The organism is Paraburkholderia sp. GAS333, assembly GCF_050435665.1.
GTDB lineage: Bacteria > Pseudomonadota > Gammaproteobacteria > Burkholderiales > Burkholderiaceae > Paraburkholderia > Paraburkholderia fungorum_A.
The window spans coordinates 388,971-409,124 of sequence record NZ_JBNDKS010000003.1 but is presented as its reverse complement, the minus strand read 5'-3'; the positions used below and the strand labels follow the sequence as shown (position 1 = coordinate 409,124).

At 64.7% G+C, this 20,154-nt stretch carries 17 protein-coding genes; 7 read left to right on the top strand and 10 right to left on the bottom strand.

The window, feature by feature from the left end:
* Positions 1-154 precede the first annotated feature (154 nt).
* Positions 155-1,492 (bottom strand): MFS transporter, encoded by a 1,338-nt coding sequence (locus ABH945_RS17605; RefSeq protein ID WP_429251343.1) that lies wholly within the window; start codon positions 1,490-1,492, stop codon positions 155-157.
* Between the two features lie 136 nt (positions 1,493-1,628).
* Between ABH945_RS17605 and ABH945_RS17600 the strand changes: the two genes are divergently transcribed.
* Positions 1,629-2,372, top strand: a complete 744-nt coding sequence (locus tag ABH945_RS17600) for an ArsR/SmtB family transcription factor (protein WP_429251342.1) — start codon at positions 1,629-1,631, stop codon at positions 2,370-2,372.
* Between the two features lie 15 nt (positions 2,373-2,387).
* Positions 2,388-3,062 (top strand): HAD family hydrolase, encoded by a 675-nt coding sequence (locus tag ABH945_RS17595; protein WP_074769795.1) that lies wholly within the window; start codon positions 2,388-2,390, stop codon positions 3,060-3,062.
* A gap of 51 nt (positions 3,063-3,113) precedes the next feature.
* Here ABH945_RS17595 and ABH945_RS17590 read toward each other — a convergent pair whose 3' ends face one another.
* Positions 3,114-3,806 carry a hypothetical protein gene (locus ABH945_RS17590; protein WP_429251341.1) on the bottom strand — a complete coding sequence of 231 codons (693 nt, stop codon included), beginning with the start codon at positions 3,804-3,806 and terminating at the stop codon, positions 3,114-3,116.
* Positions 3,807-4,304: 498 nt separating this feature from the next.
* On the opposite strand from ABH945_RS17590, the gene ABH945_RS17585 reads away from it, so the two are divergent.
* From ABH945_RS17585 to ABH945_RS17575, 3 genes are all read left to right on the top strand, one after another.
* A complete protein-coding gene (locus tag ABH945_RS17585) occupies positions 4,305-5,267 on the top strand; it encodes a response regulator (protein ID WP_074769791.1) in 963 nt (320 codons plus the stop codon).
* Between the two features lie 23 nt (positions 5,268-5,290).
* Positions 5,291-6,721, top strand: coding sequence for an ATP-binding protein (locus tag ABH945_RS17580; RefSeq protein ID WP_429251340.1), 1,431 nt, complete (start codon positions 5,291-5,293; stop codon positions 6,719-6,721).
* 200 nt (positions 6,722-6,921) lie between these two features.
* On the top strand, positions 6,922-7,248 hold the full coding sequence (locus tag ABH945_RS17575; protein WP_429251339.1) for a DUF4148 domain-containing protein: 327 nt from the start codon (positions 6,922-6,924) through the stop codon (positions 7,246-7,248).
* A 293-nt stretch (positions 7,249-7,541) separates the two neighbouring features.
* On the opposite strand, the gene ABH945_RS17570 is transcribed toward ABH945_RS17575, so the two are convergent.
* From ABH945_RS17570 to ABH945_RS17550, 5 genes are read right to left on the bottom strand one after another with little or no spacing between them, the layout of a single operon-like run.
* Positions 7,542-9,029 (bottom strand): MmgE/PrpD family protein, encoded by a 1,488-nt coding sequence (locus ABH945_RS17570; protein WP_429251338.1) that lies wholly within the window; start codon positions 9,027-9,029, stop codon positions 7,542-7,544.
* A 60-nt stretch (positions 9,030-9,089) separates the two neighbouring features.
* Positions 9,090-10,760 (bottom strand): carboxylesterase/lipase family protein, encoded by a 1,671-nt coding sequence (locus tag ABH945_RS17565; RefSeq protein WP_429251337.1) that lies wholly within the window; start codon positions 10,758-10,760, stop codon positions 9,090-9,092.
* Positions 10,761-10,802: 42 nt separating this feature from the next.
* Positions 10,803-11,540 (bottom strand): MmgE/PrpD family protein, encoded by a 738-nt coding sequence (locus ABH945_RS17560; protein ID WP_074769783.1) that lies wholly within the window; start codon positions 11,538-11,540, stop codon positions 10,803-10,805.
* Positions 11,533-12,888 (bottom strand): MmgE/PrpD family protein, encoded by a 1,356-nt coding sequence (locus ABH945_RS17555; RefSeq protein WP_429251336.1) that lies wholly within the window; start codon positions 12,886-12,888, stop codon positions 11,533-11,535. Before ABH945_RS17555 ends, ABH945_RS17560 begins: the two co-directional genes overlap by 8 nt.
* Positions 12,885-14,297: an MFS transporter gene (locus tag ABH945_RS17550; protein WP_429251335.1), complete on the bottom strand. Its 1,413-nt coding sequence runs from the start codon at positions 14,295-14,297 to the stop codon at positions 12,885-12,887. The genes ABH945_RS17555 and ABH945_RS17550 overlap by 4 nt, the downstream gene beginning before the upstream one ends.
* Positions 14,298-14,541: 244 nt before the next feature.
* Here ABH945_RS17550 and ABH945_RS17545 point away from each other — a divergent pair, with 244 nt between their 5' ends.
* Complete coding sequence (locus ABH945_RS17545; protein ID WP_429251334.1) at positions 14,542-15,255, top strand: GntR family transcriptional regulator; 714 nt, start codon at positions 14,542-14,544, stop codon at positions 15,253-15,255.
* A gap of 81 nt (positions 15,256-15,336) precedes the next feature.
* On the top strand, positions 15,337-16,638 hold the full coding sequence (locus ABH945_RS17540) for an MFS transporter (RefSeq protein WP_429251333.1): 1,302 nt from the start codon (positions 15,337-15,339) through the stop codon (positions 16,636-16,638).
* A gap of 78 nt (positions 16,639-16,716) precedes the next feature.
* Here ABH945_RS17540 and msrA read toward each other — a convergent pair whose 3' ends face one another.
* From msrA to msrB, 3 genes are all read right to left on the bottom strand, one after another.
* Entirely contained in the window at positions 16,717-17,454 is a 738-nt protein-coding gene (gene msrA, locus ABH945_RS17535; RefSeq protein ID WP_429251332.1) for a peptide-methionine (S)-S-oxide reductase MsrA, read from the bottom strand.
* A 66-nt stretch (positions 17,455-17,520) separates the two neighbouring features.
* Complete coding sequence (locus ABH945_RS17530; RefSeq protein WP_429251331.1) at positions 17,521-19,383, bottom strand: cytochrome c biogenesis protein DipZ; 1,863 nt, start codon at positions 19,381-19,383, stop codon at positions 17,521-17,523.
* 86 nt (positions 19,384-19,469) lie between these two features.
* Positions 19,470-19,985, bottom strand: coding sequence for a peptide-methionine (R)-S-oxide reductase MsrB (gene msrB / locus ABH945_RS17525; protein WP_074769771.1), 516 nt, complete (start codon positions 19,983-19,985; stop codon positions 19,470-19,472).
* Positions 19,986-20,154: the final 169 nt, after the last annotated feature.

The window sequence follows — 20,154 nt, the reverse complement described above, 5'->3', positions numbered from 1 at the left end:
TGCTTTTGTAAAGCGATGGTCGAAATCAATGCCGGAATTCCAGTCATTCCAATGCTGATTTTTTACGCAATTAGTCCGCATTTTGCGGCGACAGCGCGCGCTACTTACGAATTATTCCGCGGATCGTTGAGCCGGATTGCGTCGACGCATGCCATCAGATTGCGCCCGCTATCGCCGACATCGTGGCGGCGATCAGCAGGACGGCCTGCATGGCGTCCAGTATCGACGGACGAGTCGCGATCAACGCGCCCGAGATCGCCACGCCCAGCGCCGCGCCGGTCTGACGCGCCGCGTTCAGCACGGCCGCCGCGACTCCCGCACGATCGCCGTCGACGCAGCCCATCAACGCCGCGGTCGTGGCCGGAGTGATCAGACTCGCGGCGAGGCCGATCGCGGGCAGCGGCAGTGCCAGCATCAGATACGGCGCCGCCGGGCCGACCGTCGTCAGCATGAGAAAGCCGACGGCGGCCAGCACGAAAGCACCAGCGACCAGCCATCGCGGACCGAGCCACTGAACCGCGCGCTTCGACAGCAGGCTGCCGACCGGCACCACAATGGTGAGCGGCAAAAACGCCAGCCCGGCGCGCAACGGCGTGTAGCCGCGCTGTTGCTGCAAATAGAGGCTGAGCGTGAAAAGCAGCCCATAAAACGTGAACGCCGACACCATCGACGCGATCACCGAGCCGGAAAACAGCGGCTGCCGGAACAGGCTAAAAGGCAGCATGGGGTGCGTGCGGCGGGTTTCGATCGCGACGAAAAGCGCGCCGGCGCCCAAGGTTGCGGCGACACATCCGGCAAGCGCGGCGGAATGCCATCCGTAGACCGGCGCTTCGATGATCGACACGTTCAGCAATGCCAGCGTGGCGATGCCCGCTAATTGCCCGGCGAGGTCGAATGTACGCGGGACGTGGCGGGGTGCTTCGGGCACAGCTCGCGGTCGGACTCGCCACGCCATCACCAAGCCCGCCAGGCAAACCGGAACATTGACCAGAAAGATGCCGCGCCATCCGCTCAAACCGATCAGCACGCCGCCCAGCAGCGGCCCGGCCGCCATCGCCACGCCGCCGAATCCCGCCCACAGGCCGAACACCGCAGCACGTTCCCGCCAATCCGGCCAGCTCTGGTTGATCAGCGCCATCGATGCGGGCACCAGCAATGCGGCGCCCACGCCCTGCAACACCCGGCCCGCGATCAGCAGGGCGAGGCTGGGCGCGGCTCCGCATAGCGCGGACGCCACCGTGAACGATGCGAGCCCGGCCATATAGACGGCGCGCGCGCCGAACCGGTCGGCGAGTGTCCCGCCGCTCAGCAGCAAACTCGCGAAGCTCAGCGTGTACGCGTTCACCACCCACTGCAAACCGGCGACGCTGCCCGCGAGGCCGGTCGCGATCCGCTCGAGCGCCACATTGACGATCGACGTATCGAGAATGACGATCACGTAGCTGATGCTCGTCGCAAAAAGCACTTGTCGTTGCTGCCGGTCGTTGTTCATCTGCCTGAATTCCCCGCGTGTAATTGACTGGTGTCTGCCGGAGTATTGGAGACGCACGCGCAACGATGCTTCGACACGTATCGAAACGTGCCGCGTTCAATGGCGCTATGCTCGATCCGATATCACGGAGACCGTCATGCATGCGCAGCCGAACCTGTCCGCTACCGCCTTTCTCATTTCAGACGCCGCCCGCGCCGCCATGCTGATGGCGCTGGCCGACGGCCGCGCGCTGCCGGCGGGCGAACTGGCGCACGCCGCTGGTGTCACCGCGCAGACCGCGAGCAGCCATCTCGCGAAGTTGCTGGACGGCGGCCTCCTCGCGGTCGAACAGCAGGGACGCCACCGCTACTACCGGCTCGCCGACCCGCAGGTTGCGGTTGCACTCGAAAGTCTTGCTTCGATTGGCGCGAGGCGGCCGGTCCGCCGGAAAACGCCGACTCGCGACGCCCGGAAATTGCGCCTCGCGCGCTGTTGCTACGACCATCTGGCGGGGCAGGCGGGGGTGGCGATCACGCTCGGTCTGATCGAGCGCGGCTTCCTTATGCCCGCGAGCGACAAGACGTTCGACGTGACGCCAGCGGGGTCGGCGTGGTTTGCCGGCATGGGGCTCGATGTCGGCGCGCTGCGGCCCGGCCGTCACGGGATCGCGCGTCAGTGCCTCGACTGGACCGAGCGGCGTCATCATCTTGCCGGGCCGCTCGGCGTAGGATTGCTCGACCTGCTGTGTTCGAAGGGATGGCTGCGTCGCGCGAAAGCCTCGCGGGAAGTGCAGATCACGCCGGACGGCTGGACCGGATTGCGCGAGCAACTGGGACTGACGCCGGAGTCGATTGAACGGGCAGGGGAGGAAGCCCTACAGTCACCCCAGACACACGATTAACCAACGGAGCACACCATGCGAATCCAGACAGCATTTCTCTTCGACCTCGACGGAACGCTCGTCGACAGCGTCTACCAGCACGTGCTGGCGTGGAAAGAGGCGCTGGACAGCGAAGGGATCCCGCTGTCGGTATGGCGGATTCATCGCAAGATCGGCATGAGCGGCGGCCTGTTCACCGACCAGCTGATGCGCGAAACCCACGGCGAAATCAGCCCCGAACGCGGCGATCGGCTGCGTCAGGCGCATGCCGACGCATATCAGCGGATGCGCGCGCAGGTGTGCCCGCTGCCCGGCGCGCGCGCCCTGCTCGACGCGCTGACGCAAGCCGGCACGCCGTGGGCCGTGGCTACCAGCGGCCGGATGGAAACCGCCGCGTTGAATCTGGAGGCGCTCGGCGTCGATCCGGCGAAAGCCGTGGTCGTCACGCGCGACGACGTCAAATACGCGAAGCCCGACCCGGACCTGTTCGTGGCGGCCGCGGAGCGCCTTGGCGTGCATATCGAGCACACGGTCGTGGTCGGCGACAGCATCTGGGACATGCTCGCCGCGCGGCGTTGCCGGTCGCTGGGCGTCGGGGTGCTGTCGGGCGGTTATGGCACGGAAGAGCTCGAGCGCGCAGGCGCGCTGCGGGTCTACGACGATCCCGCCGACCTGCTGGCGCATCTGGACGAGGTGGCGTCGCGGCCGTGATTCATCGGCGGGACGGGTTGTAACGCGGGCCAGCTTGGCCGACGCCAGGTTTCAATGCTTGCCGTATTGCGAGTTGGACTGCGGCGGGGCGTTCACTCTGGAGGACTCCCTGACCAGCTGATCGGTCATCGCCGCCGCGACCGGATGTGAACCGTGCGCGCTCGACGGCGGCAGCGGCAGCGACGGATCGGGTTTGGCCGATTCCTTGACGAGCCGCGCGGTCATCGTCGCCGAGACGGATTTCGATTGCGACTTCGACTGCGGCTTCGTTTGCGCCTTCGACTCGCGCTGCTTGCGGCTGTCGCCCTGCTGGGCAAGCTGTACGGTTTTCGATTTCGCGCGCGCATCCCGGCGAGCTTCGGCCGATGCCTGCGTGCGGGACGTGGCGGGCGGTTTATCCGCGAGACGAGGCGTTGCGCGCGTCGAGTGTGGCGTCGCCGCCACGACCGGCGGGGGTGGGGCGCGAGGAGATTCTGGGGGGGCCAGGGACACAAAAGGCACCGAAGCCGGCGCGGCAGGTTTGTCCGCCGCGCCGGTCTCAGGCGTCGCAGCGAGCACGCTGCCCGAGGCCATGCGCGCCGCGCTGGCCGGCAGATCGAGCCGGGGCGGAATCTCTGTTTCGCTGACCACCGCGCCGGTTGCGGCGGGCGGTCGTTCATCGTCCTTTGGAAAAAGCAGATAACCGCCGACGCCCAGATCAATCACGAGCAGGCCGATTATCAACACCTTGCCGGTATTCGTCATATTTAACCAACCGATTATTCCGATAATGCAATTAATCGATGATAAACGACTGCCTCGGAAAGCCAGATGTACGCCATCTGGAGGCGGTATTTGATGTCGGAATGAACCTGGGATGACCCTGAATGGTGCAGTTCACGGGTGGCGCAACTACCGGTGAATTTAATCTGCATACGCTTATAACGGCCGCGCGCAAGTTTGTACTTTTCGGGCAAAGTCCCCTGTACTATACGGCTCAGCGGGGGAGCAGCCGGCAGTTGGCGTTGGGTATCCGGTGGAGGGCCGGATGCCGGGCGCCAGGACCTGTTCCCCATGAACAACCGGCGACGACCGGAAGCGGCAACAGCACAGCGCTGATCACGCGGTTGACGGTAGGGGTACCGGCCACCGTCGGGAGCCAGGCCATCGCGCCACGGCTTGCCGCGCGATCAGGTCGTCTGACTGGCTTGCCGGCTTGCCTCGGGCGTCCCACGGCGGCGGCGTGAAGAACCACGTGAACATATGAACAACTTTATTCGACCACCTGTTTTCTATCCGGCAACGGTTGTATTCGTCGACGACAGCGACAGCTACCTCGACGCATTGCGCCGGTTCTTTCCGGACACTTTTACCAATCTGTTTTTCACGCGGCCGCAAGCCGCGCTCGGTTTCATCCGTCAGCATGCCCGCGAAAATGCGCTGGAGTTTGCGTCGTCGTCGGCGTGCCTGAGCGAGCCGGGTGTCGAGCGCTTCGTCGAGACATCGGCTGAAAGGGACATCGTGGCGCGGCCGTCGCGCTTCGAAGAAGTCGCGGCGGTCGTGGTGGACTACGACATGCCGGGCATGAGCGGCGTCGAATTCCTGTCGTCGATCTCCGGGCTGCGCTGCGCGAAAGTGCTGTTGACCGGTGTCGCCGACGAGGCCGTCGCGGTCAAGGCATTCAACGCCGGGATCGTCGATCTTTATCTGCGCAAGACCGATCCTGATTCGGCCAACCGGCTCGTGCATTTCCTGAAAGACGCCAAGAGCCGGCACTGTTCCGAATCGGGCTGGCTCGCGCTCGGCGAGAACGGCATGACGTATTGCGACCCGAGAACGCGCAAGGTAATCGACGAGGTGGTGGCCCGCGAGGGCATCGTCGAGTATTACTGGCGGCCGGAGCAGAACGCCATCCTGATGTTCGACCGCGCCGGCAATCCGAGCGTGTTCGTCGCGTGGGCCGAGAACGACTGGATTTCGCAGGGCGAGATCGTCGCCGACGAGAGCGGTCCCAAAGAGCTTCTGCGGCAACTGGCGACGCGCGAAGCGATGCCGCTGTTCTGGCCGGACCTCGCGTACCGCTCCGGCATGGAATTCAGAACGCTGACGCCGCACGGCATCCCCGGCTGGGACGACGCGTTCTATGGCTGGACGCGGATCGAGACGGCCGAGATCGGGCAAACCATCCTGACGTTTGCGCAATGGCGGAATGAGCGTAACCGGTAAGTCCGGCTGACGTGTCGAGCCATATGTACGCCATTCCTCCTGCCATCGTGTCCGCGATGTTTCTGGTGTTTGGCTTATACATCCTGATTACTCAAGGGGTCACGCGCCTTACCGTCCCATTCATTCTGATGTGCGTGACGACCTTCGGGTGGCAAGGCGCGTGGACACTGCTGTTCCAGACCGACAACCCGGAAGTCGCCAGCTGGCTCGTCAGGTTGGGTTATCTGTTTATCCTGTTTCTGCCGACGGCGTTCTATCACTTCGTGATAGAAGTGGCGGGGCGCCGCCGCGAGCAGCCGCTGCTGCTGGTGTCGTACGGCCTGTGCGTGGGGCTTGCCGCGCTGCTTCCGGGCAACGAGGTGATCGCGGGTTATCAGCGGCATTTCTTCGGCTTTTATCCGATCGCGGGACCGTTGCATCCGGTGCATGTCGCGCAAACCGTAGTGCTTGCCGCACGTTGCGCGCAGATTCTTTTCGCCGCGCGCCGGCAATCGGCTGGCGAAGTGCGCAAGCGTCTGAACCTCTGTCTTGCCAATCTGTGCCTGTACTCCTTTGCCGCCGTCGACTACGCGGTCAATTACCGCTATTCGTTTTATCCGCCGGGCGTGTTGTTCGTTGCGCTGAGCCTCGGGTTGCTGGCTATTACGATTGTTCGCTATCACCTGATTCATCCGTATGCGCTCGCGGCCACCATCGCGCACGAAATTTCGACGCCGCTTGCCACCATCGGCATGCACGCCGATGAAATCGCCAGCGTGTGGGCGCATGTGTTCCAGGGTTACAGGCTGGCCGTTGCGCACGGTCTTCATGAGGATCGCGAAGGGTGGGCGAAGTCCGAGCGCATCAACCAGCTTGCCTCGGCGATCCGGCGCGAGGTTGCGGGCACGACCGCGATGGTCGAAATGGCGCTTACGTCGTTCACGCTGGAGCGCCTGGACCGTAGCCGGTTCGGCGTGCATCTGCTGCAGCATTGCGTGACGGCGGCGCTCGAAAGCTACCCGTTTCGCGGCGACGAACGTTCGCGCGTCACGGTCATTTCGATTCCGCCGACGGTGAAATTTTCGGGATCGGACACAGTGGTGATTTTCGTGCTGTTCAACCTGCTGAAAAACGCTCTTCACGCGATCCGGATCGGCGGCGACGGCCAGATCGTGATCAGCGCGGTTCTGCAGGACGACTTCTGCGTGCTGCAAGTCCGCGATACCGGGCCGGGGATTGCGCCGGACGTGCTGCCCCGTATCTTCGACGCCTTCTATTCGACCAAGCAGCACGGCAGCGGCGCGGGCATGGGGCTCGCGTTCTGCCGCCGCGCGACCGGACTGCTCGGCGGCAGCATCGACTGCAGTTCGGTGCCCGGTTTGCACACGACCTTCACCGTACGGCTGCCGGTTCCCGGCACTCCGGCCGATCGTACCTCGCGCGAAACGTCGATGCAGTTTGCCCGTCAGCATTAACGCGGCAAAGCGCATAGCTGCGCGTTATGCGATCCAAAAATGGCAAAGCTGCCATCTAACAGTCGATTATGACGTTTCCAGCAACAGTGAATTCATGGACTAGGTATTTACCCTAGGTCGCGGCGCTCCTACACTCCTTCCATTCGCTGAAGACACACAGGTTTTTTCAGCGCACAAAACAATCTCTGGAGGTAGGAATCATGAAATCGCTGATCGAAGCTGCTGTTATCGCCGCCCTTATCGCTGCGCCGCTGGCCGCATTTGCACAAAGCAATCAACCGGTGACCCGTGCTCAGGTGAGCGCGGAACTGGTCCAACTGGAAAAGGCCGGCTACAACCCGGCGACGTCGAACGCTTACGACTACCCGGGCAACATCCAGGCCGCCGAAGCACGCGTTGCCGCTCAGAACGCCGCCGCTCAAAACAGCGGTTATGGCTCGACGGCTAACGGTTCGTCGCAGGCAGGCGCCCGCACCAGCGAGCAGCCGACTTCGTATTCGGCACCGGTTGTCAACTACGCTCGTTGATTCTGGTGAGTGGGTTGCAGAGTCGGTTTTGTAACCCGTGCCTCGTGTCGAGTTTAAGCAGTAGTGAAGTAGTGATGTAGTGAAGCAGCAGAGCAGTAGTAAAGCAGCAGTAAAGCAACAGAGCAGTAGTAAAGCAGTGAAGCAGCAACTAGCCGTTAGCAAACGTGAATGGCCTGCATCGCCCGAGGGTGACGCAGGCCATTTGCGTTGGCGCAGCCGGATTCGTCAGCAAACCGGCTTCGACGCGACCCGCGGGCAGGCCGGCGCGCCACTCACGTCGCCCGCGTCCATCCCTACACCGTGAACAGCGGGCGAAGCTCGCGGATGTCCTCCACGGTCTCCAGCCCGTTGATCCGCTCGATCAACCGGTCGGCCTTTGCCGCGCCGAGCACCGGCGCCATCAGATCGCGCGCTTTTGCGTTGACGGCCTCCGTGTTCAACGGATTCTCCTTCGTGCCCGGCGGAAACTTCGTGAAATGGCTGACCTTGCGGCCATCGGTCAGCGTGACTTCGACAATTGCGCCGCGCGGCGCGGACGGGTCCATCAACGCGGCATCCGGCGTCACGGTGACTTTTGCGCGCTGCGCGAGAATGCGCGGGTCGTGCATCAACGCAACGTCGTGACTGTCGACGAAAGACACCGCGCCCTTCACCAGCGCAAGCGCCACGAGATGCTGGCAATTGACATCGGGCATCGCACTCTCGCCGACGATGCCCTCGGCGTCGGTCGGAATCTTCACGACGATACTGCGCACGTTGTCCGGATTTAGCCCGTACTGCTTGCGCAACGTCAGCAGCGCATCAAGCGGCGACTGGATCGGGTAGCCGACCGAGTAAGTCTTGATCGCCGTCTCCGTGACATAGAAGCGGCTCCCCAGGCCGTCGAGCATCGCCTCCGGTTTCGGACTCGTCGATAGCGCGATGAACAGGTTGTTGGTGCCGTCGAGCACGTCGTAGACGCCCGTCAATCCTGCCTGCACCATGTCGACCGCTGTCACGCCGTTGCGCGCGCCCATGCCCGCGAAGTCGAATGCCTTTTCGATGTGGTCCTTGTCCTTCACCCAACTCCAGATGCCCGACACCTGTTGCGCCGAGTACGAAATCGCGTAGCGCGTGCGCAGTTCATCCAGTTGTGCGAGCGATGCCGCCGCGCCCAGCGCGCCGAAAGTCGATGCCGTGCCTTCGGCGCTGCGGTGCGTGCCGCGCACGAGGTCGGGCCCGAGCGCCATCAGCAGACGGCAGGAAAGGTCGTAGCCGAGCGTCACTGCGCGAATAAGCGCCTGGCCGCTACGGCCTTCGCGCTCGGCGAGCGCCAGCGCGGCCGGCACCACCGAGCTGCCCGGATGCGCCTTGGTGACCGGCTCGAAATCGTCGGTTTCGTCGGAATGCGCGCACATTGCATTGGCGAGCGCGGCGTTGATCGCGGTGGTGCGAAAGCTCGCGCCGATCACCGACGCCTGCGGCTCGCCGCCGAGTCCGTGCACGTAGTTCACGGCCATCGTGCCGGGCCTCATCCGCGCGCCGGATACCATCGCGCCGAAGGTGTCGAGAATGCGGTGCTTGCAGGCGAGCACGACCGCGTCGGGCAGCGCGGTGTCGCGCGAGGCCACCATGTAGCGTGCAAGGCGTCCGGTTATGTCGGCGCCGTTAGTGGTGCTGTGGTTTGCGCCGGGGCTGGCCGCTTCATCGGCGGCGAAGAGGCGGGGAGACAGCGCCAGCGCAGCCATCGCGCCAGCGGATTTGAGCATGCGGCGGCGCGCCGGCATGTGAAACTCGGCCATGTATTTCCTTTACGGTGAGGGTGAACCAGGTGATCGAATCAAACGAGCCGCTTCGCCGTGCTATTGCATCGCGGCCCAGAATCCGCAGTGATGTTCTTTCGCGTAGGCGTCGCCGGTGATGATGTCGGTCGCGCCGCCGGGCAGCAAGCCGAGCCGCTGCGTTTTCGCGGTGTCGTAGCGCGGCCAGTCGGGTTGCGTCGCGGTGTTCGGATTGCCGGTGCGCGCGAAGCTTGCCCAGTACGTCTGCATCATCTGCGAGAGTCGGCTCTGTTCGGGCGAGAGCGGGAGATAACCGCTCGACTGTCCGCTCGACACCGGCGTGGCGGCGTCGCCGCGCCAGATGTATTGCAATTCGGACGAGTGCGCCGCGCCGATCTCGAACGACGGCGGCACCACCATGTACGGCGTATGCGGCGCGGTGTCGTCGCGGAACTCGTAGGTGTAGGTGGGCACCCAGGCCGACAGCGCATCCGCGACCGGCACCGAGCCGCACGCGAAGCGCGAATCGGTCTGCACCGCCGCGAGCGCGACGCCCGCCGACGGATACGCATTCAGCGGATATTCGGCGAGCACGCGCGAGGCCTTGTCGCCCATCTGCGTCTGCACGGACGAGCGGTAGCCATCCGGCGTCAACGGTTGGCGCACCATGTCGTTGCCTTCGTAGACGAACACGCGCGTCTCGTGCCGCACGTTGCCGACCAGCACCGGCACGCGATTGAAATTGCCCGAACGGAACGCGTCGAGCACCGGCACCGGTTGCGCGGAGCCGCCGGTGACCGGACGCCAGGTAAGGTTGGTCTTGACCTGCGCGTCGATGATGTCGGCCGGGCTCTTGCGGCGCAGACACGCGATTTCGGTCGACGGGTCCGTGCAGCCGAGCGCTTCGGCAAATGTCTTGCCTCGCGTGGTCGCCGTGTCGTGACTGACGATCGCGCAGTCGCCGATACTTTCGATGATCGCGCGGTTGAACAGGCCTTTAGCCGCCGGCGACGCCAGCAGCCAGCACACCGATCCCGCGCCCGCCGACTGTCCGCCAATCGACACATTGTCGGGATCGCCGCCAAACGCCGCGATGTTCTGCCTGACCCATTTCAACGCGCTGATCTTGTCGAGGTCGCCATAGTTGCCGCTCGATTGCCGGTCGGACGATTCCGCGTCGAGCGCGGGCAGCGCCAGATAGCCGAGCGCGCCGAGCCGGTAGTCGACCGTCACGACGATATTGCCCTGCGAGGCGATTTGCACCGGCTGCATGTCCGCCCCCGCGCCGTTGATCCAGCCGCCGCCGTGGAACCAGACGATCACGGGCAGATGCGCATCGACGTGACGGGGTTTCCACACGTTCAGATTCAGACAGTCTTCGTGCCAGCTCGCGCCGTTGCCGGGCCGCCAGAACGTGGCCGACTGCACGCAGGCATTGCCGGGTTGCGTAGCGTCGCGGATGCCGGTCCACGATGCCGCGGGCTGCGGCGCGCGCCAGCGCAGATCGCCCACCGGCGGCGCGGCATACGGAATGCCCTGATAGACATCGACGACGCCATGTTCGACGCCGCGCAACGCGCCCGCGCGGGTGGTGATGACGGCGGCGTCATCGGCGTTGTCGGCGTGAGCGGGCCACGCTGTCAGCATCGACCAGGCACAGACCGCGGCGATGCCTTGCCGCAGGAACGTGCGCGCCAACCGCCGTGCGGGACGATTCGAGCGGGCATCCGATGCCTGTTTGTATGCCGTCATGCCGGGTGTCTCCTGGTGTTTTATCAGCGGCGCGTTGCTGCGTCAGTTTAACGACACCCAATGCGAACCCAGTCCCTCGGTGATCGACGCCGCGTCGAACCGGTAAGCCATCAACGCAGCGAATCCGCGGCGGCCGTCGATCGATGCCGCCGCGCTCGTGAAGCCATGTTTCGCGAGCAACGCGGCTTCGATGGCATCGGCGGCGGCCTTGCCGGTTTCGATCGCGGCCATCGTGCTGCCCGCGTTGCGCGCGAGTCCGGCGGTCTGGGTGGCGGCGATGCCGAGAGCGTGGCGCGTGCGTGTGCGGTCAAGCTTGTGCAGACGCGCCATCGCCAGCACTGCGCCGAGCACGCCGACCGTCGACGCGGCATTCCAGCGCGCACGGAACTCGTCGCTATCGACGGCGGCGAGAATGCGCGCGGCGGCTTCGATCCCGACAGCGGCGGCGGCCGCGATGTCGTCGGCGGATGCGTCGAGCCGGTCGCCCGTCGCGATCACGGCGGCCAGCACGGGCGCCGAAGGCGACGCCGATTCCGGCCGCGCCGCCAGCGTCGCGCCGAGTACCCACGCGTGCATCCGCGTGTCGTTGCGCGACTCGCCGCCAGGCGCTTGCAGTAGAGCGGCGACCTGCTTCGCGGCCTCGCCGGCTGAGGCGATCCGCTCGCGCGCCTGTGCAACGGCCTGGCGGGCGACGGTCTGCACGCGCAGATCCATCAACGCAATCGCGGCGAATCCGGTCAACGCATCCGACACGGCGGAATGAGCGGCGGGGTTATGCATGATTCAGTTCCTCGTTCGGCGTGCACAAAGCGAATAGCGCATCGAGATCCGGCGCGGTGTCGAGTCCTTCGACGATGGCCGCGAGACGCGCGGTCGTGCCGCTGCCCAGACGCGGGTCGATCAGCAGACGCACCTTGTCCATCAGTTCATCGACCGTGAGCGGCCTCGCTAAACTGCCGCGCGCGTGTTCGACGTGGTGGCTCAGCGTCGAGCCGTCCTTCAGCCGCGCTTCGATGAACACTTCGTCGCGCTGCACGGACGCATCCGGCGACAGCGTCGTTTTTGCGCGCACCTCGCGGACGTCGTCACGCAGCACGCGTTCGTCGTCGTATTGCGCGAGGCCGACCTGCCGGTCGCACAGCGCGGCGGCGACGCCGTGAATCGCGCTGAAGCGTGCCTGCAGACCGTCCTTCGGCTGCGGGTTGCCCATCAACTCCGGCACCAGCGGATGACAGCGCAGCGTGATGGCGTCGATCGACTCCACGTCGTCGATTTGCGTGGACAGAGCAAGCCCGCCGTCGATGGCCGGATGCGCGACGATTCCGCACGGATACGGCTTGTACGTGTTGAACAGCAACTCCCAGCGCTCGCCGAAATCGTCGTTCATCAGCGCGAAGTCGACCTTGGTGGACAGCGAGTGCGAATAGCCGCCGGGCGCTTCTAAAATGTCCGTGGCCGCGTGCACGCCGCGCTGCGCGAGACGCGCGGCGGCAATGCCGTTGGCGGCCGCCTTGCCGGGGTGATAGGGCTTGGTCATCGTGCCGAACGCTTCGCGCTGTCCGACGAACATCGACGCGGCGATCGAGACTGCTTCGGTCAAGCCGTGCTGATCGAGTCCGAGCAGCAGCGCCGCCGTCACCGCGCAGCCGATCACTCCGCATGTGCCGGTGATGTGCCAGCCGCGATCGTAGTGTTCCGGCGAGATCGACACGCCGGCCCGCAACTGCGCCTCGCAGCCGAGCGCGAACGCCGTTAGCGCACGCGCGCCGTCCGGCTGGGTTGCTGGCGTCAGCGCGGTCAGCACCGCGAACACCGAAGCAGCGGGATGAATCACCGTGGCGAGATGGGTATCGTCGAAATCGTCGAGATGGGCGGCGAAGCCGGTCGCCAGTGCGGAAAAGTGGCTGTCGACGCGCTCGCCGCGTCCCGGCACGGGCGCGATTTCGTCGACGCCAAGTTCGCGCGCGGTGGCGAGAATCGCTTCGACGCCGGGGTGCGTAGACGCGCCGATCGACGTCCCGATCACGTTGATCAGCGAGCGCCGGGCTTCCTGCGCGACATCGACCGGCAATGGACGCTGCGCCAGACGGAAAAGACCCTGCGCGAACGTGGCGGCAATGGAACTCATCGGGACAACTCCTCAAGACGAACGCCGTTGGTCCGTGGCCCGAACAGGCCGACCATCACGACGATCACAAGCATGGCTGACGAAATCAGCACGAACACGGCCGGCACGCCCGAATGTTTGAGCAGGGCCGCCACCCAGAAGCCGACGAAGATCGAACTCACGCGGCTCCAGCTAAATACGAAGCCGACCGCACGCGCGCGGATACGCGTCGGATACAGCTCGGCCTGATACGTGTGGAAGATGCCGATCATCCAGTTGTTCGCGATCGTGACGATGCCGCCGAACAGCACGATCAGCACCGGCTCGCGCGCCATCCCGAACAGCACGCCCGCCACCGCCACCGCAATCGCGCAACCAACCAGTTGCCACTTACGCTGAAGCCGCTCCGCGCAGCACATCGCGCCGAGTGCGCCGAGCGGCGTCGTGAACGCGATCACCATGGTGTAAAGCAGCGAGTGCGTAATCGTGATGCCCTTCGAGTACAGCAGCACCGGCACCCACGCGCCGAACCCGTACACGCCGAAGGTCTGGAAGAAGTTGAACATCGACAGCATGATGGTGCGGCGCAGATAGCGGCCGTGCCAGATTTCCGACCACGAGCCTTTTTCGCCGCGGCACGAGCCGGGCGCGTCGAGGCTCGGCGCGGCGAGCGCCTGGCCGGTTTCCGCGATCACGCGCGCCTCGATCGCGTCGACGATTGCATGCGCTTCCGCCTCGCGGCCCTTGCTTTCGAGCCAGCGCGGCGACTCCGGCAGACCGCGCCGCATGAACCAGATCAGGATCGCGCCCGCCGAGCCGATGATCATCACCCAGCGCCAGCCGTCGAGTCCGAGAATCGCGTGCGGCACCAGCAGATACGACAGCACCGCGACGATCGGCACCGAAGTCAGGATGATCAGGATGCTGAACGCGGAGTAGCGTCCGCGAGCGCGATAGGGCGTCAGTTCGGAGATGTAAGTGTCGACAGTAATGAGTTGCACGCCGATGCCGAGCCCGGCGAAGAAGCGCCACAGGTCCATCGCTTCAGGCGAAGTCTGGAAAGCCGAGACGAAGGTCGCCACCGAGTAGATCAGCATCGCGCCGGTGAACACCGCACGCCGTCCGAAGCGGTCCGTGAAGCCGCCCAGCGCGACCGTGCCGACGAACATGCCCGCGAAGAACGAGCCGAGAAAGCTGGCGAATCCGTTGACGTCGAACAGCCCCGCCGTGGTTGCCCGGTACAGACCGCTGCCGATCAGCCCGAGCGAGATATAGGCCGCCATGAACATTTCGTAGAACTCAAACCAGCCGCCGATGGCGATCCGCACCACGAGGCCGCGAAAGTAGCGCGTGGGCGGCAGGCGGTCGAGCCGCGCCGACACGCTGGGCGCGGCGTGAGCCGTCCCGGCGATTTCCTTTTCCATGTACATGACGTCTCCTGGTCTGTATGGAATGGGCTTGGTCGTGTCGTTTTGCTGGTTCGTGGTTCAAGTTTTAGTGTCGACACTTTTGACATGATAAAGCGGTATTTGCTCAAAATTCAAGAGTCGGGCAAATCATCTGTGTACACTTTGTCGAAGACGGTGCAGCGTGGCGCGCGCTAGAACATTGGCCGCCGTTTGCTAGAATCCGCTGCTGCGCCGGTCTCCGGCGCGCCCCAGACAAGGACCCGCGATGGACGAAGATGTCGACAAAAGCACCTTGGCGGACGACGGCGAGGCGTCGCCCGTGGCGGAGATCGTCGACTGGGTGGCGCGCGGGATTATCGAAGGAAGGCTCGCGGCCGGCGACGATCTGAACTCGGTCGATCTCGCCAAGCGCTTCGGCGTGAGCCGCACGCCCGCGCGCGAGGCGCTGTTCGTGCTGAGCCGCGAAGGGCTGGTGGACTGGGCGCCGCGTCGACGCCCGCGCGTGTCGGCGGTCAATCTGAAAGACGTGCGCGAAATTTACCAATTGCGCGCGATCCTTTACGCGCAGGTGTCGCTGGCCATCGTCGAACACGCGACCGACGACGACATCGCCTCGCTATGGCGCGCGCACCAATGTCTTGCCGACGTGGCCGCGAAGGGCGACGTCGACGGCTATTTCTGGGCCAATGTCGCGTTCCGCGACGAAGAATTGCGCGTGTGCCGCAACGGCATTTTCAAGGAAGTGCTCGATTCGATGCGGATGCGGACCAACCGTCTGCGCCACCTCAGCACGACGCTGCCAGGCCGTTTGCAGCGCTCCTGCTCGGATCATCAGCGGCTGTGCGAAGCGTATGCCGAGCGGGACGGCACGCTGGCGGCGGCGTTGAACCGGTCGATCGTGCTGAGCGCGTTGCACGCGATCGAGCAGGCATGGGCGGAAAGCCCGAACGGTGCTGGTTCATTCGTCAAAAGAGATTGAATCGATCCTTTAAATTCATTTTTCAGAATGATTGATCATGCGTACTCTCGCGTTATGAAACAGGCGGGAAACACGGCAATCATGAGCGATCAGATGAATCCTCCGGTGAACGGACTGAGTACGGCGGCGTCGGCGTCGGCGTCGGCGTCGGCGCCGCCTTCCCACAGCAGCTACGCGCAACGCAACGAGGCTTACTGGAAGCGCAATCTCGCGGTCTGCGTGTTCGGATCGTTCACGACGCTCGTGAGCCTGAGCATGCTGCTGCCGTTCCTGCCGCTCTATGTCGAGCAACTCGGCGTCGCTTCGCCGGCTGCGGTGGTTCAGTGGTCGGGCGTCGCGTTCGGCGCGACCTTTTTCGGTACCGCGATTACCGCGCCGTTGTGGGGCCGCCTCGCCAACCGCTACGGCCGCAAGCCGATGCTGGTGCGCGCGGCGATCGGCATGGCGGTGGTGATGTCGCTGATCGGCGTCGCGCGCAACGTGACCGACCTCGTGACGCTGCGGTTGCTGGCGGGTTTGATCGGCGGCTATGCGTCGGCGTCGATCGTGATGATCGGCACCCAGGCGCCGCGCGAACGCGCCGGATGGGCGCTCGGCGTGCTGTCCATCGGCGCGTTGTCGGGCAATCTGATCGGACCGTTGGTCGGCGGCTTTCTGCCGGGATGGGTCGGCATTCGCGGCACGTTCTTCGTCGGCGGCGCGATGATCGCCGTGGCTGCGGCGGCGACCATGCTGCTGGTGCGCGAAGACTTCGATCGTCTCGCGGATGCGAAACAGCGGCTCGCGGCAAGCGGTTCGTCAGCGCCGAAAGCGAACCGCGCGGTGATCCCGGCCTTGCTCGTCACCGCGATGATGGTGTTGCTTGCGAACATGTCCATCGAGCCGATCATCACCGTGTACATCGGACAGTTGGGCGTGCCGCACGCGCATCTCGCGCGGACGGCGGGGATCGTGATGGCGGCGTCCGCGTTCGGCAGCATGCTGACCGCGCCGCGGCTGGGCGCGCTGGCCGATCGCGTCGGCGGGTGGAACGTGATTGTCGGATGCCTTGCCGCCACGGCGCTGGTGATGCTGCCGCAGGCGTTCGTCACGCACTGGTGGCAACTGGCGGTACTGCGCGGCGTGATGGGAATGACGATTGCCGGATTGCTGCCGTCGATTGCGAAACTCGTGCGTCAATCGGTCGATGAAAGCCACTCGGGGACGACCTTGGGGTATCTGCAATCCGCGCAATTTTCGGGGCAGGTGATCGGTCCGCTGATCGGCGGACAGATCGGCGCGCATATCGGTTTGCAGCCGGTGTTTTTCGTGACCGCGTTTCTCTTGCTGGTGTGCGCAGGGATGAATCATTGGGTACGGTCGCGTCATGCGCAAATGGCGTGACCGCGCCGACTTCAAAAAGCACGTTCGATCCCGCGCCAGCGGTACGGAATCGAACGTCGTGTCTCTCTTGCGTGACCGTTATGCGCCGACTTTCAGCAACACCGGATCGTTGCGATACAGGTCGGGAAACATCCGCTTCAACTCGCTGACCTTCGGCATATCGTTGATCGCGATATACGGATAGTCGGGATGTAGAACGAGGAAGTTCTGGTGATAATTTTCAGCCGGATAAAAGCCCTTGAAGTTCTCGACCCGCGTCACGATCGGCCCTGAAAACACGTGTGCCTTATCGAGTTGCGCGATATACGAAGTCGCGACATTCCGCTGCTGCGGATTGGCCGGGAAAATCGCCGATCGATATTGCGTGCCGTGGTCCGGTCCCTGGTAATTCAACTCGGTCGGATCATGCGCGACCGAGAAGAAAATCTGCAACAGGCGTCCGTAGGTAATCTGCGTCGGGTCATAGGTGATCTGCACGGATTCCGCGTGGCCGGTGTCGCCTCCGCTGACCGTTTCGTATTGCGCGGTGCCGGCCGCACCGCCCGTGTAGCCGGACGCCACCTGTTTCACGCCGCGCACATGTTCGAATACGCCTTGCACGCCCCAGAAGCAGCCGCCCGCGAACACGGCGGTTTCGCTGTGCGTTGCGCCGACCTGTTCGTCCTGAACGGGCGGCGGAATTTTCGTGGCCGCTTCGGCTGAATTGGCGAAACGCTGCGCCGCGAAAACACTGGCCGCAATCGCGATGCATCCCGCGATCCGGGTGATCACCGTACGCTTCTTTAATGAAGCCTTGCTGGAAGGTGTCGCTTGCATGATGTCGGTTCCTCAGATGTTCATTGATTCACTTCACGTTGCACATTGGATGCTTCACGCGCTGCATCAGCCGAACGTGAATGCGTAGGCCTGCACGCCGGGATCGAGAAATTCGATCGAGAACGTGTGATCCGCGACGTCGCCCGTTTGCCGCACGAGTTGATACAGACGCTGCTCTGTGACCACGCCGCTGCCGTCGGCGGCGACGTCGGTGCCGTGGGCCGCGCCGGGTGCCTTGCCGTCCACGCTGACGCGAAACCGCACCGGCTTGCCGTCGTCGCCCGGACCCAGCACGAGGTGCAGATCGCGCGCATGAAAGCGGTAGACGATGCGGCCCGACGCCGCCGCGAGATTCGCGTGCTCCGCGCCGACCTTCCACGAACCGGCCAGCCCCCAGTCGTTGACCGCCGGCTGGGCAGGCGCGGCGTACGTGTGCACCTTGTCCGGCGTTTCACCGCCCGGCGACGCGAAGTTTTCCGCGCGCTGGTAGCCGATATAGGTCTCCGGCGATTGCATGTCCGCGCCGTCGGCGGCGGCCTGCACGCCTTGCGCACTCGTCGCGGAAATGCCGAGCGCGACCTTCGAGGCATCCGCGTGACCGGCTTCGGCAAGCAGTTGCTGGATCACTTTTTCCGATTCCGCGTAATCGCCTTCGCCGAAATGGTGGTAACGGATCTGTCCTTTCGCATCGACGAAATAGTGGGCCGGCCAGTACTGGTTGTTCAGCGCGCGCCAGATTGCGTAGTTGTTGTCGATCGCGACCGGATAGTCGACGCCGAGGTCGTGCGTGGCCTTCTTCACGTTGTCGATATTGCGCTCGAACGCGAACTCGGGTGCATGTACGCCGATCACCACGAGCCCCTGATCCTTGTACTTCTGCGCCCACGCCTTGACGTACGGCAGCGACCGCAGACAGTTGATGCACGAGTACGTCCAGAAATCGACCAGCACGACCTTGCCGCGCAAATCCTGGGTGGTCAGCGGCGGCGAGTTCAGCCACTGGACCGCGCCGTTCAGCGACGGCAATTGACCTTCGACGGGCAGCGCCGGCGCCTGATTTGCCGTGTTGGCGGCGGCGCGCATCATCGAGCCGGAGGCCACCATCGCGTTCTGGCCGGCAGCGGCCGGGTTGGCGGCCATCATCGCGCCGTTGCCGGAGGTGTCGATCGAACTGCTTGCAACCGCGGGCTGACTTGGGGAGGATGACGGCGCAAACCGGTCGACCAGCTTCTGTTCGAGCCCGCCGGTCGCCACCGTCGACACCCGCGCCAGCACGCCGGTATCGAGCCCGAGCGAAATCGCGACGACGCCGAGCAGCATCGCCGCGCCAATCCCGCGCCGGATCCACTCACCCGCACCGAGCGAGCGCTTCATTGCCGTGAACACCTTTCCGCCGATCAGCAACGCCACCGCCAGCGACGTCGCCGCACCCGCCGCATAAGCCGCCAGCAGCAAGGTCGTGCCGACGCTCGCGCCGCGCAGCGCGGCGCCCGTCAGCACGAGCCCGAGAATCGGACCGGCGCACGGGGCCCACAGCAGCCCCGTCGCGATGCCGAGCAGAAACGACGAGCCCGCGCGCACCTGCTGCCCGTCACCCTGCGCGAAATTCGACAGCCGGTTACCGGCGCTGACGAACGGGCGCATCAGGTGATCGGCGAAACGCGGCAGCAGCAGCGTCAATCCGAACACGGCCAGCAAGACGATGGCGAGCCAGCGGCCATACTGATTGGCCTGCGTGACCCAGCCGCCGCCGACCGCGGCCAGCGTCGCGACCAGCGCGAACGTGAGCGCCATGCCTGCGAGCAGCGGCAAGCCGCTGCGCACGAATGGCTGATCGGCGCGCGCGAACACGAAGGGCAGCACGGGCAGAATGCACGGACTGAGGATCGTGAGGGCGCCGCCAAGATAGGCGAGGACGATGAGTAGCATGTCGGTTCCGGGCGTTTTGTTTGAATTCGCGTTTGAATGGATTCGGGGTTGAGCGTCGTAAGCGTGTCAGGCAGGTTTGAGCGGGCTCAGGCAGGCGTGAAGGTCATCGCGACGCCGTTCATGCAGTAGCGCAGGCCGGTCGGTTGCGGGCCGTCATCGAACACATGGCCGAGGTGGCCGCCGCAGCGCACGCAATGCACTTCCGTGCGCGACATCGCGAACGAACTGTCCGAGCGGGTCGCCACTGCGTGATCGAGCGGCGCCCAGAAACTCGGCCAGCCGGTGTGACTGTCGAACTTCGTGCGCGACGGGAAAACATCGAGCTGGCATCCCGCGCAGGCGAACGTGCCCACGCGGTGCTCGTTGTTCAGCGGGCTGGTGTACGGACGCTCCGTGCCTTCCTGCCGCAGTACGGCATACTGGTCCGCCGTCAGCGACTTGCGCCATTGCTCGTCGGTGCGGGTGAACGGGAAATGCTCGCCGGGTTTGGCAGCATCGGCGGGCGTGGCGGCGAGTGCGCGCCAGCGGCCCGTGGCCGTCAGCGCGGCAAGCGCCGCCGCGCCGGAAAATGCGGATAAAAGGAAGCGCCTTCTGCGTTGCATGATGTGCCCCTCGACTGTCGATGTTGCGGAAAGTGGCGTCATCGTAGGATGCGCCCGATCCCGAAGTCCTCACGAAAAGTTAAATTAAATGTGATAACTGGCGCAGTGAAAATTTTGCACAATGAGGCTTCGGTGCGGGGCGGCGGGAGCCGGTTTTGGCCCGTGCGCC

What these genes read in the sequence shown, in the direction of transcription:
- ABH945_RS17605 (WP_429251343.1), bottom strand. Translation starts at nt 1,492, where the DNA reads ATGAACAACGACCGGCAGCAACGACAAGTGCTTTTTGCGACGAGCATC.
- ABH945_RS17600 (WP_429251342.1), top strand. Translation starts at nt 1,629, where the DNA reads ATGCATGCGCAGCCGAACCTGTCCGCTACCGCCTTTCTCATTTCAGAC.
- ABH945_RS17595 (WP_074769795.1), top strand. Translation starts at nt 2,388, where the DNA reads ATGCGAATCCAGACAGCATTTCTCTTCGACCTCGACGGAACGCTCGTC.
- ABH945_RS17590 (WP_429251341.1), bottom strand. Translation starts at nt 3,806, where the DNA reads ATGACGAATACCGGCAAGGTGTTGATAATCGGCCTGCTCGTGATTGAT.
- ABH945_RS17585 (WP_074769791.1), top strand. Translation starts at nt 4,305, where the DNA reads ATGAACAACTTTATTCGACCACCTGTTTTCTATCCGGCAACGGTTGTA.
- ABH945_RS17580 (WP_429251340.1), top strand. Translation starts at nt 5,291, where the DNA reads ATGTACGCCATTCCTCCTGCCATCGTGTCCGCGATGTTTCTGGTGTTT.
- ABH945_RS17575 (WP_429251339.1), top strand. Translation starts at nt 6,922, where the DNA reads ATGAAATCGCTGATCGAAGCTGCTGTTATCGCCGCCCTTATCGCTGCG.
- ABH945_RS17570 (WP_429251338.1), bottom strand. Translation starts at nt 9,029, where the DNA reads ATGGCCGAGTTTCACATGCCGGCGCGCCGCCGCATGCTCAAATCCGCT.
- ABH945_RS17565 (WP_429251337.1), bottom strand. Translation starts at nt 10,760, where the DNA reads ATGACGGCATACAAACAGGCATCGGATGCCCGCTCGAATCGTCCCGCA.
- ABH945_RS17560 (WP_074769783.1), bottom strand. Translation starts at nt 11,540, where the DNA reads ATGCATAACCCCGCCGCTCATTCCGCCGTGTCGGATGCGTTGACCGGA.
- ABH945_RS17555 (WP_429251336.1), bottom strand. Translation starts at nt 12,888, where the DNA reads ATGAGTTCCATTGCCGCCACGTTCGCGCAGGGTCTTTTCCGTCTGGCG.
- ABH945_RS17550 (WP_429251335.1), bottom strand. Translation starts at nt 14,297, where the DNA reads ATGTACATGGAAAAGGAAATCGCCGGGACGGCTCACGCCGCGCCCAGC.
- ABH945_RS17545 (WP_429251334.1), top strand. Translation starts at nt 14,542, where the DNA reads ATGGACGAAGATGTCGACAAAAGCACCTTGGCGGACGACGGCGAGGCG.
- ABH945_RS17540 (WP_429251333.1), top strand. Translation starts at nt 15,337, where the DNA reads ATGAGCGATCAGATGAATCCTCCGGTGAACGGACTGAGTACGGCGGCG.
- msrA (WP_429251332.1), bottom strand. Translation starts at nt 17,454, where the DNA reads ATGCAAGCGACACCTTCCAGCAAGGCTTCATTAAAGAAGCGTACGGTG.
- ABH945_RS17530 (WP_429251331.1), bottom strand. Translation starts at nt 19,383, where the DNA reads ATGCTACTCATCGTCCTCGCCTATCTTGGCGGCGCCCTCACGATCCTC.
- msrB (WP_074769771.1), bottom strand. Translation starts at nt 19,985, where the DNA reads ATGCAACGCAGAAGGCGCTTCCTTTTATCCGCATTTTCCGGCGCGGCG.